Annotated in this window: 13 protein-coding genes; all 13 read left to right on the top strand. The window is 64.4% G+C overall.

Translation table 11 applies throughout. The features are described from left to right. The first annotated feature begins 100 nt into the window (after positions 1 to 100). Positions 101 to 2,713 carry a DNA gyrase subunit A gene (gyrA, locus tag C936_RS0110845; RefSeq protein ID WP_018174333.1) on the top strand — a complete coding sequence of 871 codons (2,613 nt, stop codon included), beginning with the start codon at positions 101 to 103 and terminating at the stop codon, positions 2,711 to 2,713. Further along, positions 2,710 to 3,795, top strand: coding sequence for a 3-phosphoserine/phosphohydroxythreonine transaminase (serC, locus tag C936_RS0110840; protein ID WP_018139263.1), 1,086 nt, complete (start codon positions 2,710 to 2,712; stop codon positions 3,793 to 3,795). The genes gyrA and serC overlap by 4 nt, the downstream gene beginning before the upstream one ends. Positions 3,796 to 3,833: 38 nt before the next feature. After that, positions 3,834 to 4,997 (top strand): 3-phosphoglycerate dehydrogenase family protein, encoded by a 1,164-nt coding sequence (locus tag C936_RS0110835; RefSeq protein ID WP_018174334.1) that lies wholly within the window; start codon positions 3,834 to 3,836, stop codon positions 4,995 to 4,997. Positions 4,998 to 5,057: 60 nt separating this feature from the next. After that, the gene (gene pheA / locus C936_RS0110830) at positions 5,058 to 6,116 is read left to right on the top strand and encodes a prephenate dehydratase (protein WP_018174335.1); all 1,059 of its coding nucleotides are present in this window, start codon (positions 5,058 to 5,060) and stop codon (positions 6,114 to 6,116) included. A gap of 297 nt (positions 6,117 to 6,413) precedes the next feature. Further along, complete coding sequence (hisC, locus tag C936_RS0110825) at positions 6,414 to 7,571, top strand: histidinol-phosphate transaminase (RefSeq protein WP_018174336.1); 1,158 nt, start codon at positions 6,414 to 6,416, stop codon at positions 7,569 to 7,571. Beyond that, a complete protein-coding gene (locus tag C936_RS0110820; protein WP_012982608.1) occupies positions 7,568 to 8,449 on the top strand; it encodes a prephenate dehydrogenase/arogenate dehydrogenase family protein in 882 nt (293 codons plus the stop codon). Before hisC ends, C936_RS0110820 begins: the two co-directional genes overlap by 4 nt. Positions 8,450 to 8,452: 3 nt before the next feature. Continuing rightward, positions 8,453 to 9,757 carry a 3-phosphoshikimate 1-carboxyvinyltransferase gene (gene aroA, locus C936_RS0110815; RefSeq protein WP_012982609.1) on the top strand — a complete coding sequence of 435 codons (1,305 nt, stop codon included), beginning with the start codon at positions 8,453 to 8,455 and terminating at the stop codon, positions 9,755 to 9,757. Next, positions 9,754 to 10,461 carry a (d)CMP kinase gene (gene cmk / locus C936_RS0110810; protein ID WP_012982610.1) on the top strand — a complete coding sequence of 236 codons (708 nt, stop codon included), beginning with the start codon at positions 9,754 to 9,756 and terminating at the stop codon, positions 10,459 to 10,461. The genes aroA and cmk overlap by 4 nt, the downstream gene beginning before the upstream one ends. A gap of 82 nt (positions 10,462 to 10,543) precedes the next feature. Then, positions 10,544 to 12,214: a 30S ribosomal protein S1 gene (rpsA, locus tag C936_RS0110805; protein WP_018174337.1), complete on the top strand. Its 1,671-nt coding sequence runs from the start codon at positions 10,544 to 10,546 to the stop codon at positions 12,212 to 12,214. Between the two features lie 34 nt (positions 12,215 to 12,248). Beyond that, positions 12,249 to 12,611 (top strand): integration host factor subunit beta, encoded by a 363-nt coding sequence (locus C936_RS0110800; RefSeq protein ID WP_255325696.1) that lies wholly within the window; start codon positions 12,249 to 12,251, stop codon positions 12,609 to 12,611. A 5-nt stretch (positions 12,612 to 12,616) separates the two neighbouring features. After that, entirely contained in the window at positions 12,617 to 12,934 is a 318-nt protein-coding gene (locus C936_RS0110795; RefSeq protein ID WP_018174338.1) for a lipopolysaccharide assembly protein LapA domain-containing protein, read from the top strand. 20 nt (positions 12,935 to 12,954) lie between these two features. Further along, the gene (locus C936_RS15040; RefSeq protein WP_012982614.1) at positions 12,955 to 13,128 is read left to right on the top strand and encodes a hypothetical protein; all 174 of its coding nucleotides are present in this window, start codon (positions 12,955 to 12,957) and stop codon (positions 13,126 to 13,128) included. A gap of 93 nt (positions 13,129 to 13,221) precedes the next feature. Beyond that, positions 13,222 to 14,448 (top strand): tetratricopeptide repeat protein, encoded by a 1,227-nt coding sequence (locus C936_RS0110785; RefSeq protein ID WP_012982615.1) that lies wholly within the window; start codon positions 13,222 to 13,224, stop codon positions 14,446 to 14,448. The last annotated feature ends 15 nt before the right edge of the window (positions 14,449 to 14,463 follow it).

Genomic DNA, 14,463 nt, shown 5'->3' with positions numbered 1-14,463 from the left:
GAGAGCTACGGAGGGGCGATTTCAGGCCCATTTGCTAGGTCCCAGTGGTTACCCCTGTGGTATGATCGCGAGCTTGTTCAGACGGACGGCGTAACCCTCGATGGCTGAATTTGCCAAGGAAATCTTCCCGGTCAATCTCGAAGACGAGATGCAGCAGTCCTACCTCGATTACGCGATGAGCGTAATCGTGGGCCGGGCCCTCCCCGATGTCCGTGACGGCCTCAAGCCGGTCCATCGCCGCGTGCTCTACGCGATGCGCGAGCTGGGCAACGACTACAACAAGCCGTACAAGAAGTCGGCGCGCGTGGTCGGTGACGTGATCGGTAAATACCACCCGCATGGTGACTCCGCCGTCTACGACGCCATCGTGCGCATGGCGCAGCCGTTCTCGATGCGCTACATGCTGGCCGACGGGCAGGGCAACTTCGGCTCCATTGACGGTGATTCCCCGGCGGCCATGCGTTATACCGAGGTGCGCATGGCGCGCATCGCGGCCGAGCTGCTGGCCGATATCGACAAGGAAACCGTCGACTTCATCGACAACTACGACGGCTCCGAGACGGAGCCGGCGGTACTGCCGAGCAAGTTTCCCAACCTGCTGGTCAACGGCTCCGCCGGCATCGCGGTGGGGATGGCGACCAACATCCCGCCGCACAACCTGCGCGAGGTGATCAACGCCTGTGTGGCGCTGATTGATGACCCGGAGATATCCATCGAAGGTCTGATGGAGCACGTGCCGGGCCCCGATTTCCCGACGGCCGGGATCATCAACGGCGTGGAAGGCGTGCGCGAGGCCTATCGCACTGGTCGTGGCCGGGTGCTGATCCGGGCGCGCTCGCATGTCGAGCCGCTGGAGGGCGGACAGCGCGAGGCGATCGTCGTCACCGAACTCCCGTACCAGGTGAACAAGGCCCGCCTGACCGAGAAGATCGCCGAGCTGGTCAAGGAAAAGCGCATCGACGGCATCTCGGAGCTGCGCGACGAGTCGGACAAGGACGGCATGCGACTGGTCATCGAGCTCAAGCGCGGCGAGATGGCCGAGGTGGTCCTGAACCACCTGTACATGCACACGCAGATGCAGAACGTCTTCGGCATCAACATCGTCGCCCTGGTTGACGGCCAGCCGAAGGTGCTGGATCTGCGTCAGGTGCTGGAGTCCTTTCTGCGGCATCGCCGCGAGGTGGTTACCCGCCGCACGATCTTCGACCTGCGCAAGGCGCGCGAGCGCGCCCATATCCTGGAAGGCCTGGCGATCGCGCTGGCCAACATCGACCCGGTGATCGAACTGATCCGTGCCGCCCCCAACCCGGCCGAGGCCAAGGCCGGCCTGCTGGCGCGCAGCTGGCCGCTGGGCGTGGTCAGCGACATGCTCGACCGGGCCGGGGCCAGCGCCTCGCGTCCGGAGGATCTGGCAGAGGACTACGGCGTGGGCGACGACGGCTATCGCCTGTCCGAGGCCCAGGCGCAGGCGATTCTGGATCTGCGCCTGCACCGTCTGACCGGGCTGGAACAGGACAAGATCCTCGACGAATACCGCGAGCTGCTCGACTTGATCGAGGACCTGCTCGACATTCTCGGTTCGGGGGAGCGCCTGCAGCAGGAGATCCGCAACGAACTGCTGGCCGTGGCCGAGCAGTTCGGCGACGAACGCCGTAGCGAGATCCGCGAGCGCCAGGCGAACCTCACCCTGGAAGACCTGATCGGCGAGGAAGACGTCGTGGTGACGCTCTCCCACGCCGGCTATGTGAAGTACCAGCCGGTGGCCGACTACCGCGCGCAACGCCGAGGCGGTCGCGGCAAGGCGGCCGCGAGCTTCAAGGAAGAGGACTTTGTCGACCGGTTGCTGGTCGCGAACACGCACGACACGGTGCTGTGTTTCTCCAGCCGCGGGCGGGTCTACTGGCTGAAAGTCTATGAACTGCCGCAGGGTTCGCGCGCCTCGCGTGGCAAGCCGATCGTGAATCTGCTGCCGCTGGAAGCGGACGAGCGAATCAACGCCATCCTGCCGGTGCGCGAGTACGACCCGGACCACTATGTGTTCATGGTGACCGCGCGCGGAACGGTCAAGAAAACCCCGCTGACCGACTTCTCGCGCCGCCGCTCGACCGGGATCATCGCGGTGGATCTGCGCGACGACGATTACCTGGTGGACGTTTCGCTTACCGATGGCCAGATGGACGTAATGCTCGTTACCACGGCCGGCAAGGCAGTGCGCTTCTCCGAGAACGACGTGCGGCCGATGGGCCGTACCGCCTGCGGTGTGCGCGGCGTGCGCATGGAATCGGATCATCGCGTGATTGCGCTGCTCAATGTCGCCGAGGGTGCCGCCTTGCTGACCACCGAGAACGGCTACGGCAAGCGGACTCGCTTCGACGAATTCCCGGTCCACCGTCGTGGCGGCCAGGGCGTGATCGGGATCCAGACCGAGGGGCGCAACGGGCCACTGGTCGGGGCCGCGCGCGTGCTGGAAGACGACGAGGCGATGCTGATCACCACGGGCGGTACGCTGGTGCGTACACCGGTGGACCAGATCCCGCTGATCGGGCGCAATACGCAGGGTGTGCGGCTGATCCGCCTGGACGAGGGCGAGCGCCTGGTGGAACTGGCCCGGGTCGAAAAGCTGCAGGGCGAGGATGAAGACCTGGACGACGACAGCGACAGCGAGGACGACGAATCCACGCAGAACACCATGGACAACGGAGATCCGGAATGAGCCGAGTGCATAACTTCAGTGCGGGGCCGGCTGCGCTGCCGCAGGCGGTCCTGGAACGGGCACGCGAAGAACTGATCGATTTCCATGGCGCCGGGATGTCGGTTATGGAGATGAGCCATCGCGGCAAGCCGTTCATGCAGGTTGCCGAGAAGGCGGAGCAAGACCTGCGCAAGCTGATGAACATTCCGGACGACTACAGTGTGCTGTTCCTGCAGGGTGGGGCGACCGGCCAGTTTGCGGCGATCCCAATGAACCTGCACTCGGGCGGAAAACCGATGGACTACATCGACACCGGGGCCTGGTCGGGCAAGGCGATCAAGGAAGCCCAGAAGTTCGGGCCGGTGAACATCGTCGCCAGCTCGCAGGCCAGTGGCTACGCCTCGATCCCGGCGCGCGACAGCTGGAATCTGGACCCGAATGCCGCCTACGTGCACTACACCCCGAACGAAACGATCGGTGGCGTGGAGTTTCACGAGGTCCCGGATGTCGGGGGCAAGCCGCTGGTGGCGGACATGTCCTCCACCATCCTCTCGCGCCCGATCGACGTGTCGAAATTTGGCGTGATTTACGCGGGCGCGCAGAAGAACATCGGGCCCGCCGGGCTGACCGTGGTGATTGTTCGCAATGACCTGCTGGACAAAGAGTCGAATCCGAATCTGCCGGCGGTGGTCGACTGGACGCTGCAGGCGAAAAACGACTCCATGTACAACACGCCGCCGACCTTCGGCTGGTACTTGGCGGGACTGGTCTTCGAGTGGCTTCTGGAGCAGGGCGGGCTGGACAAGATGGCCGAGATCAACCAGCGCAAGGCCGAGAAGCTCTATCATTTCGTGGATAACTCGGCGTTTTATCGCAACCCGGTTGAGCCGGATGCGCGTTCGTGGATGAACGTGCCGTTTATCCTCGCGGACGACTCGCTGGATGGTACGTTCCTGAACGAGGCCGATGCCGCCGGGCTGTCGTCGCTGAAAGGGCATCGTTCGGTGGGCGGTATGCGCGCTAGCATCTACAACGCCGTGCCGGAGAGTGCTGTGGACGCGCTGATCGAGTTCATGGCGGACTTCGAGAACCGCCACGCCTGAGCGTGTCCCCCTGGGGTAACCGATCACGGAGGACCCGGATGTACCGCATACAGACCTACAACAATATCGCCATACGCGGGCTGGATCGCTTCCCGCGGGACCGTTACGAGGTCGCCTCGGACATCAATCAGCCCGACGCGCTGATGCTGCGCTCGTTCAATCTGCACGATGTCGATATCCCGGAGTCCGTGCTGGCCGTCGGGCGGGCTGGCAGCGGGGTGAACAATATCCCGGTCACGGCGCTGTCGGACCGTGGGGTTGCGGTATTCAACGCGCCCGGGGCCAATGCCAATGCCGTCAAGGAGCTGGTGATCGCCGGCCTGCTGCTGGGCGCGCGCAATCTGCTCCCGGCGGCCGGCTATGTGCAGGAGCTGGACCCGAGCAAGGACGACTTCATGGCCGCGGTCGAACACGGCAAGAAGCGGTTCACGGGCTTCGAACTGCCCGGGCGCAAGCTCGCCGTGCTGGGACTGGGCGCCATCGGTGTCGGCGTGGCTAATGCGGCCAAGGCCCTCGGCATGGAAGTCGTGGGTTTCGACCCCAAGGTCACGGTCGAGAATGCCTGGCGCCTCGATTCGGACATCGAGCGGGCGCGCTCCGTGGAAGCTGCCCTGGAGGGTGCCGACGCGGTGACGGTACATGTACCGTTGACCGAGAACACTCGCCATATCGTCAATGCCAAGGGGCTGGCTGGTATGAATCCAGGCGCGATGGTGCTGAACCTGGCGCGCGAGGGCATCGTCGATGACGAGGCCGTGCGCGAAGGGCTCGATGCCGAGCGGCTGCACGCCTACATTACCGACTTCCCGGTGCCCAACATGCTGGGCCACCCGCGGGTCATCACGCTGCCGCACCTGGGGGCTTCGACGACCGAGTCGGAAGATAACTGCGCGGTGATGATCGCCGACGAGCTGCGCGACTATCTCGAGAACGGCAATGTGGTCAATTCGGTGAACCTGCCGACCCTGGTGCTGGACCGCAAGGGCGACACCCGCATCGCGGTGGTCAACCGCAATCTCCCGGATCGCGTGGCGCGCATCTCGCATGTCCTGGGCGAATCCAACCTGAACATCCTGCACCTGATGAACGATTCCCGTGGGGATCTCGCGTATACGCTTCTGGACGTGGACGGCAAGCCCGACCCGTCCACGCTGGATGCGTTGCTGCAGATTGATGGCGTGCTGCGCGCACGGGTGCTGTAGATCGTGACGAAGAAGGGGCCATCGCCGAAAGCCGCTACGGGGCCGGAAGACCTCGGGTCCTTGCGCAACCGCATCGACGCGCTGGACGGGCAGTTGCTGGAGCTTCTCAGCGAGCGTGCACGCTGCGCCGAGGCGGTCGCGCGGGTCAAGCGCGACTTCGAGCCGAATCCGGTCTTCTACCGGCCGGAGCGCGAGGCCGAGATCCTGCGACGCGTGCGCGAGGAAAATCCCGGACCCTTGTCCGGCGAGGCCGTGGTCCGGCTGTTCCGGGAGATCATGTCCGAGTGCCTGGCGCTCGAGCACCCGCTGACGGTCGCCTATCTGGGCCCCGAGGGTACGTTTACCCACCTGGCGGCACGCAAGCACTTTGGTCATGCGGTGGAGACCACCCCGCTGACCTCGATCGATCAGGTGTTTGGCGCGGTGGAAGCCGGGCGGGCGCAGTTCGGTGTAGTGCCGATCGAGAACAGCTCCGAGGGCGTGGTCACGCATACCGTGGACTGTTTCCTCGATTCGCCGCTGCAGATCTGCGGCGAGGCCGTGACGCCGATCCATCATCATCTTCTGGCGCAGGCCGAAGACCTGAGCCAGGTTCGCCGTGTCCGCGCGCACGCCCAGGCGCTGGCCCAGTGCCGGCAGTGGCTGGACACCCACCTCCCACACGCGGAGCGCGAGGCGGTGTCCTCCAACGCGCGGGCGGCGGAGGTCGCGGCGAAAGATCCGGAAAGCGCGGCGATCGCCAGCCGCGTGGCCGCCGAGCACTATGGTGTTCCACTGCGGGTGCAGCATGTCGAGGATCGCGCGGACAACACCACGCGCTTCCTGATTATTGGCACCGCGTCCACCGAGCCGAGTGGTGCGGACCGGACTTCAATCATGCTCAGTACCGCGAACCGGCCAGGGTCGCTGTATGCACTGCTCAAGCCGATCGCAGAGGCCGGCATCAGCCTGACCCGGATCGAGTCCCGGCCCTCGCGCTGTACCCAGTGGACCTATGTGTTTTTCCTGGATCTGGTGGGCCACCAGAAGGATCCGGCAATCCAGGATTGTCTTGAGCAGCTGCGCCAGACCGCCGATACCGTCAAGGTGCTGGGGAGCTATCCTCAGGCCGCTACCTGAGGGGAACACTGACTCATGCACACGCTCGCGTTGATACCCCAGGTTTCCCGAGACAAGGCGCGGTGCGCAGCGGGTAGTGGTTCTACCCGCAAGGGGCGCAACGCAGGATCGGGGAACCTGGGGTACCAACCCCAAGCGGCTCGGCCGCCCGTTGTTATCAAAGGCGGGCGCGGGAACGGCGTTGCGGCTCCCTTGTGCAGAATGACTGCACGGCAGTCACCGCGCCTTGTTCGCACGCAAAAGCGACTCGAGCGCGAGCGCGTGCATGAATTAGTGTTCCCCTAACCGAGGTATCCCATGGCTTCACGCAACCCCGTGTCCGACCAGAACCCGGGTGGTTTTGATGCCGCCGCGCTTGCCGTGGATGGCGTTCGGGGCCTCACGCCCTATCAGCCCGGCAAGCCGATCGCGGCGCTCGAGCGGGAGCTGGGCATCCAGCAGGCGATCAAGATGGCCTCCAACGAGAATCCATTGGGGCCCTCGCCCCAGGCGGTGGAGGCCGCACGCGCGGCGATGAGCGAGGCCCACATCTATCCCGATGGGGCAGGCTTCGAACTGAAGGCCGCGCTGGCCACCCGGCATGCTGTCGAACCGGATGCCATTACCCTCGGCAATGGGTCCAACGAGATCCTGGAGCTGATTGCGCGGGCGTGGCTGGCGCCCGGTCGGGCCGCGGTCTTTTCGGCTCATGCCTTTGCCGTGTATCCGCTGGTTACCCAGGCGGTGGGGGCCGAGGCCCGGGTGGTCGAAGCGCTGCCTGCGGCCGACCTGAAACAGCCATACGGGCATGATCTGGCTGCGATGCAGAAAGCAGTGGATGACACCGTGCGGGTGGTGTTCGTGGCCAATCCGAACAACCCGACCGGGACCTGGGTCGGGCGCGCAGCACTCGAGGCTTTCGTGGCAGCGATGCCGGCCACTACGCTGGTCGTGATCGACGAGGCGTATGCGGAGTACGTCGAGCAGGAAGACTATCCCGATACCACCCAGTGGGTCGCGCGCTATCCGAATCTCATCGTGACCCGCACGTTTTCAAAGATTCAGGGCCTTGCCGGTCTGCGCCTGGGGTATTCCGTCAGTTCGCCCGCGGTCGCGGAACTGCTTAATCGCGTGCGCCAGCCGTTCAATGTGAATGCGGTTGCACAGGCCGCAGGTCTTGCCGCACTGGGGGACTCCGCGCATATCGAGCGTTCGGTGCGCGTCAACCGCGAGGGGCTGGCGCAGCTTGACGAAGGTCTCCGCGAGCGGGGACTGCGCGTGATCCCGTCGGTGGGCAACTTCATTACCTTTGACACCGGGCGTGATGCGGGGCCGGTGTACGAGGCGTTGCAACTCGAAGGCGTGATCACCCGTCCAGTGGAGAACTACGGGCTGCCCGGGCATCTGCGGGTAACGGTCTCCACGGCCGAGGACAACGAACGCTTCCTGCAGGCGCTGGATCGGGCCCTGGCATGATCGAGCGGCTGGTCATCTTTGGGGTTGGCCTGATTGGTGGCTCGCTCGCGCTCGCCTTGCGCGAGGCGGGAGCGGTACGCGAGATCGTGGGCTGTTCGCGCAATGCGGACAACCTGCGCGAGGCCGAGCGTCTGGGCGTGATCGACCGCTGGACGACCTCGGTGGCGGAGGCCGCGGAAGGGGCGGATATCGGCGTACTGGCAGTGCCGCTGGGGGCAATGGGCCCGCTGGCACGCGACCTGGCCGGCTGCTGGCCGGACGACAGCCCGTTGACGGACGTCGGCTCGAGCAAGCAGGCCGTGATCGACGCGGTGACCGAGGGCTTTGGCACCACGCCGCGCCAGTTTGTGCCCGGTCACCCCATTGCCGGGACCGAGAAGAGCGGGGTGGCGGCGGCATTCCCCAGCCTCTTTCGGGACCGGCTGGTGATCCTGACCCCGGCGGATGCGACCAACCCGATGGCCAGCGATCGCATTGCACAGATGTGGCAGGCGACTGGTGCGCGGGTGGAATTCATGACACCCGCCCACCACGACCGGGTGCTCGCGGCGACGAGCCATCTGCCTCACGTGCTGGCCTACACGCTGGTGGCGTCACTGTCGGACATGAGCGAGCGCGACGAGATCTTTCATTATGCGGCGGGCGGCTTTCGCGATTTCACCCGCATTGCCTCGTCGGACCCGGTGGTCTGGCGCGATATCTGCCTGGCCAACCGCACGGCCATCCTCGAGGTGATCGAACGCTACCAGGGTGACCTGGAGCAGTTACGCGGGATGATCGAATCGGCGGACGGGCCCGCGATCGAGACGCGCTTTCGGCACGCAAAGGAAACCCGGGATCGTTTTTGTGACCCGGCGGATGCACAACTGGATACCTGACAGATGAACACCTTTACCGTACAGCCGGGGGGCACGCTCTCCGGTGTCGCCCGTGTGCCGGGCGACAAATCCATTTCCCATCGCTCGATCATGCTGGGTGCGCTGGCCGAGGGCGAGACGCGTGTCACCGGCTTTCTCGAAGGGGCCGATTGCCTGGCGACGCTGGAGGCCTTTCGCGCGATGGGTGTGCCGATCGAGCGCAAAGGGCCAGGCGAGGTCGTGATCCAGGGCCGGGGCCTGCAGGGCCTGCAGGCCCCGGATCGCCCGCTGGACATGGGTAATTCGGGGACCGCCATGCGGCTGCTCTGCGGGGTGCTCGCCGGGCAGTCGTTCGATAGCGAGCTCATCGGCGATGAATCCCTGACGCGTCGCCCCATGCGCCGGGTCACCGAGCCCCTGGCGCTCATGGGTGCACAGATCGAGACCAGTGAGGCCGGTACGCCGCCTTTGCGCATCCGTGGCGGCGCACCCCTGCGGGGCACCGATCATGTGCTGCAGGTGGCCAGCGCACAGGTCAAGTCCGCGATCCTGCTCGCGGGATTGTGGGCAGACGGGAAAACCTGTGTGACCGAGCCCGCGCCCACCCGGGACCACACCGAGCGGATGCTGAATGGCTTCGGCTGCGTCGTTACCCGGGATGGTCCCAAGGCCTGTGTGACCGGTGGCGGGCGCCTGCAGGCCAGTTCGGTGGATGTCCCGGCGGACATTTCCTCGGCCGCGTTCTTCCTGGTGGGCGCCAGCATCGCGACGGGCTCGCAGATGCGCCTGGAACACGTCGGCATCAATCCGACCCGGACCGGTGTGATCGACATTCTGCGCCTGATGGGCGCGGATATCCGCGTGGAGAACGAACGCGAAGCCGGCGGCGAGCCGGTGGCCGACATCGAGGTACATGCCACGCGCCTGAAGGGGATCGAAATCCCGACCGAGCTGGTGCCGCTGGCGATCGACGAATTCCCGGCCATCTTTGTCGCCGCGGCCTGCGCCGAGGGCGAGACGGTCCTGACGGGCGCGGAAGAACTGCGGGTCAAGGAGAGCGATCGCATTCAGGTGATGGCCGATGGGCTTCAGGCGCTGGGTGTGCAGTGCTCGGTGCAGCGCGATGGCATTCGCATTCTGGGCGGCGAGGGTTTCGCCGGCGGAGAGATCGACAGCCATGGCGACCACCGTATCGCGATGTCGTTCGCGATGGCCGGGCTGCGGGCCAGTGGCCCGATTCGCATTCGTGACTGCGCCAATGTGGCGACATCGTTCCCGGGTTTCGTGGACCTTGCCCGTAATGCCGGTCTGTCGCTGGAGGCGGCATGACGGCGGCGATCCCGGTGCTCGCCATTGACGGCCCGGGTGGTGCCGGAAAGGGGACGGTGTGCATGCGCGTCGCCGCGGCGATGGGCTGGCACCTGCTCGACAGTGGGGCCCTGTACCGACTGCTGGGCCTTGCGGCGCGCCAGCATGGGGTGGAGCTGACCGATATCGAAGGACTCGAACGCCTGGCCGGCGCACTGGACGTCAGCTTCGAGATCGACGGCGATGCGGCAAGGGTAACGACCCTGCTTGAGGGCCAGCCGGTGGACGTGCTCCTGCGCACCGAACAGGCGGGTTCCGATGCCTCGCAGGTCGCCGCGCTGCCCGCTGTACGCGAGGCATTGCTCGATCGCCAGCGATGGTTTGCTCAGGCCCCGGGGCTGGTCGCGGACGGGCGCGACATGGGCACCGTGGTGTTCCCGGATGCGGACCTCAAGATCTTCCTGACGGCCTCGGCGGAGGAGCGGGCGCGCAGGCGTTACATGCAGTTGAAGGAACAAGGACTTAGTGCTAATCTTTCCGCCCTTCAGGATGAGATGGAGGCGCGCGACCGCCGTGACCGCGAGCGTAGCGTGGCTCCCCTCAAGCCCGCCGAAGATGCCTGGGTGCTGGATACCACGGAACTCGACATCGTCAGCGTGGTGGACATGATCCTGGAGCGCCTCCGGGACGTACTCCCGGAACAAAGCCCCCGAATCGAGGGATAGCCTCGAAGCGGGTACATTAACGTTCAAACCCTCTTGTAGGAAGTTTCTCCAAGAGTTTGTTTAATCACAGGTTTTTAAATCCATGAGTGAAAGTTTCGCGCAACTGCTCGAAGAGAGCATGGCCTACACCCAGATGCAGCCGGGTGCCATCCTCAGTGCCACCGTCATTGAGGTCACCCCGGATGTGGTCGTGGTCAATGCCGGCCTGAAGTCCGAGGGGGTCATCCCCACCGAGCAGTTCATGAACGACGAGGGCGAGCTCGAGGTCAAGGTCGGCGATGTCGTCGAAGTGGCCCTCGAAACCCCCGAAGACGGTTTCGGCGAGACGCGCATGTCGCGCGAGAAGGCCAAGCGCGCCAAGGCCTGGGATCGTCTCGAAGGTGCGATGGAAGAAGAGCAGTACGTCACCGGCAAGATCTCCGGCAAGGTCAAGGGCGGGTACACCGTCGAGCTGGGAGACATCCGTGCGTTCCTGCCCGGTTCACTCGTGGATGTACGTCCGGTGCGCGATACCGCGTACTTGGAAGGCAAGGAACTGGAATTCAAGCTCATCAAGCTGGATCGCCGCCGCAATAACGTGGTCGTATCGCGCCGCGCCGTGGTCGAGCAGGAATACAGCGCCGAGCGCGAAGAACTGCTGAAGAACCTGCAGGAAGGCGCGGTCGTGAAGGGCATTGTGAAGAACCTGACCGACTACGGTGCGTTCCTGGATCTGGGTGGCATCGACGGCCTGCTGCACATCACCGACATGGCCTGGAAGCGCGTGAAGCACCCCTCCGACGTGGTCGAGATCGGCCAGGAAGTCGAAGTCAAGGTGCTGAAGTTCGACCGCGAACGCATGCGCGTTTCGCTGGGCCTGAAGCAGCTGGGCGAGGATCCGTGGGAGAACATCACCCGCCGTTACCCGACCGGCACCCGCATCTTCGGCAAGGTCACCAACATTACCGACTACGGCTGCTTCGTGGAAATCGAAGACGGCGTGGAAGGCCTGGTGCACGTGTCCGAGATGGACTGGACCAACAAGAACGTCAATCCGGGCAAGGTCGTGGCCATCGGCGACGAGGTCGAGGTGATGATCCTGGACCTGGACGAAGAGCGCCGCCGCATCTCGCTGGGTATGAAGCAGTGCCAGTCCAACCCGTGGGACGACTTCGCCGCTAACCATAACCGTGGCGAGAAGGTCCGTGGCCAGATCAAGTCGATCACCGACTTCGGTGTGTTCGTCGGTCTGGATGGCGGCATCGACGGCCTGATCCATCTGTCCGACCTGTCCTGGCACGAGGCCGGTGAAGAGGCGATCCGCAACTTCAAGAAGGGCGACGAGGTCGAGGCCGTGGTGCTGTCGGTGGATCCGGAGCGCGAGCGTATCTCCCTGGGTCTGAAGCAGCTGGACCGCGATCCGTTCTCCAACTTCGTGGCCGAGCACACCAAGGGCAGCATCGTGAAGGGTACGGTCAAGGAAGTGGACGCCAAGGCGGCCGTGATCGAGCTGGCTGACGGTATCGACGGCATCCTGCGTGCGGCCGATATCTCCCAGGACCGTGTGGAAGATGCGCGGACCGTGCTGAACGTTGGCGAAGAGGTCGAGGCCAAGTTCATGGGTGTGGACAAGAAGACCCGTGCGATCAGCCTGTCGATCAAGGCCAAGGACCGCGCCGAAGAGGCCGAGATGGTCTCCGACTACTCCGCGAGCGGCAGTGCGACGACCTCCCTTGGCGATCTGCTGAAGGAACAGATGGGCAAGAGCGACTAAGTCCGTCACAATAAAGTCCACGGTGTCCGTACGGATGCCGTGGACTGTTTTTTTATCCGCACACTGCGGATCTCTTTCTTCTGTCTGTGACGAGCGTCAGATGACCAAATCGGAATTGATCGAAAGCCTCGCCCAGAAATCGCCTCACCTGCCCGCACGGGATGTCGAGATGTGCGTGAAGGCGTTGCTGGAACGGATGAGTCAGGCCCTGGCGCATGGTCAGCGAGTCGAGATTCGTGGCTTCGGCAGCTTCTCCCTGCATTTCCGCCCGCCGCGTCTTGGACGCAATCCCAAGACCGGGGAAGGGGTGGCACTGCCGGGCAAGCATGTCCCGCATTTCAAACCCGGCAAGGAACTGCGCGAGCGGGTCAATAGCCCCGCGGTTGTCGACGAGTAATCGGCATGTCCGATCGACGGCGCCAGCAGGTCCGCAACGCAGTCGCGTTTGCCTTGCTGATCCTGATCTCTTCGGCGATCGGTATTCTTGTGGTGTTCAACGAGGGCCAGGTCACCCTGAGCCTGCCATGGGTAGACGTGCAAGCGCCCCTGGTAGTCCTGCTGGGCATTTCCGCGCTCGTGGGTGTGGTCGTCACGGCCGCCATTCTGCTTCTCCGTATCCGCCGACTGAACCAGAAGGTGGCGGACCTGCGCGCGGAGAATCGCGCATTGAAGACCGAGGTCGAGCAGATGCGAACGGCCCCGATGCGGGAGTTTTATTAGTGCAATGCGGATCACTGTGCATGCCCGCGCTGGAGTCCATTTCGCCCACGCGCACAGTGCAGCCGGTGAAGGCTAGCCTTGAGGCACAAACGACGCGCCATGTCTTCCGCTACGTCCGAGAATCGATCGACCATATGGTGGGGATGGCTCGTTTCCTCTCCCGTGAACGCTCGTTTATTGATCACCCGATGTAACAAGATTGGTCGGCCAGGCCCTTCTCGTGGGTCATGTTGCAGGGTGTGGAAACGGGTATACCTGGCGGCGTTGTCCGGGCCAAGGGGCGTCTTGTGATCAACGACTGGTTCTGGCTATTGTTGCCCGTGGCGGCGGCAAGCGGCTGGTGGGTAGCCCGTCGCGTCCACCCGGAAGACCCGGGGGACCAGGAACCTTCCCTTCACCGTTACCTTGAGGGCGTCCGATATCTGCTGGACGACCGTACCGATGATGCCTTGCAGGCCTTCATCGAGATGGTGGAGGTCGACCACGAAACCTTTGAGACCCATGTGATTCTTGGACGCCTGTTCCGGCGTCGAGGCGAGGTCGATCGGGCGATCCGGATCCATCAGAACCTGGTGGCGCGTCCTTCTCTGAAGGACGAGCAGCGGGCCCAGGCGCTGAACGAGCTCGGGCAGGACTTTCTGCTAGCCGGCGTTCTCGATCGGGCCGAGGCGGTCTTCCGCGAACTTGCGGACTCGCCGCATCAGGCGGTGCAGGCGCTGAAGGGCCTGCAGCATGTCTATGAAACCCAGCGTGAATGGGAGCGCGCGATCGAGGTCGGCACACGACTGAAAGCGCATAACGTGCCGAATGAACATCTTCGAATCGCGCATTATCACTGTGAGTTGGCGACTATTGCGCTGGAGCAAGGTGACCGCTCAACCTCCGCCGAGCGAGCGGCACAAGCAGAGGGGCTGGTCCCTGGGCTGTCGCGCGCACTGCTGATCAAGTCCGAGATCGCGGAACGCGAAGACCGCATCGCCGATGCGATTGCATGCGGCCGTGAGGCCGTGGCCCGTACGCCACCGCTGGCACCCCTGGTCGTGCCGCGCCTCGAGCGGCTGCACCAGGCACTGCCAGGTGAGAACCGCCTGGGGCAGCTGGAGCAAACCCTGGAAGATCTGGCGAACAGCCGCGGTATCACCGTGGCGCGGATCGCACTGATGCGGTTGTACCGTCGCACCGGGCGGCTGGATGCCGCACTCTCCGAACTCGGGATGATCCTTTCGCAACGCCCGGTGCCGACATCGGGCTTGCTCGAGGCCGTGCGCTGGATGAAGATTCTCCCCGCGGTGCAGGAATACAGTGTGGAGTTCGCCGCGTTCGAGAAAGCGCTTTCGGATCAGCTCGGAAGCCAGCATCTGTACCAGTGCATGAACTGTGGCTACCAGGGTCGAGCGCACGTCTGGCAATGTCCGAGCTGTCGCCGATGGGATACCCTGCGGGGGCTGGATTTTGAACTCGATGCCTCTACCGAGGAGGCTGAAGATGCGCTGGTCCGCGAAGGGACGCGCTGAAACCCATTTAATCAG

Origin of the sequence: Thioalkalivibrio sp. ALJ4 (genome assembly GCF_000377225.1) — a bacterium.
Lineage (GTDB): Bacteria > Pseudomonadota > Gammaproteobacteria > Ectothiorhodospirales > Ectothiorhodospiraceae > Thioalkalivibrio.
This window is presented reverse-complemented; position numbering and strand designations above follow the sequence as displayed.

Coding starts and splice junctions, on each gene's coding strand:
- gyrA (WP_018174333.1), top strand. CDS start 101: ATGGCTGAATTTGCCAAGGAAATCTTCCCGGTCAATCTCGAAGACGAG.
- serC (WP_018139263.1), top strand. CDS start 2,710: ATGAGCCGAGTGCATAACTTCAGTGCGGGGCCGGCTGCGCTGCCGCAG.
- C936_RS0110835 (WP_018174334.1), top strand. CDS start 3,834: ATGTACCGCATACAGACCTACAACAATATCGCCATACGCGGGCTGGAT.
- hisC (WP_018174336.1), top strand. CDS start 6,414: ATGGCTTCACGCAACCCCGTGTCCGACCAGAACCCGGGTGGTTTTGAT.
- C936_RS0110820 (WP_012982608.1), top strand. CDS start 7,568: ATGATCGAGCGGCTGGTCATCTTTGGGGTTGGCCTGATTGGTGGCTCG.
- aroA (WP_012982609.1), top strand. CDS start 8,453: ATGAACACCTTTACCGTACAGCCGGGGGGCACGCTCTCCGGTGTCGCC.
- cmk (WP_012982610.1), top strand. CDS start 9,754: ATGACGGCGGCGATCCCGGTGCTCGCCATTGACGGCCCGGGTGGTGCC.
- rpsA (WP_018174337.1), top strand. CDS start 10,544: ATGAGTGAAAGTTTCGCGCAACTGCTCGAAGAGAGCATGGCCTACACC.
- C936_RS0110800 (WP_255325696.1), top strand. CDS start 12,249: ATGCCGTGGACTGTTTTTTTATCCGCACACTGCGGATCTCTTTCTTCT.
- C936_RS0110795 (WP_018174338.1), top strand. CDS start 12,617: ATGTCCGATCGACGGCGCCAGCAGGTCCGCAACGCAGTCGCGTTTGCC.
- C936_RS15040 (WP_012982614.1), top strand. CDS start 12,955: ATGCCCGCGCTGGAGTCCATTTCGCCCACGCGCACAGTGCAGCCGGTG.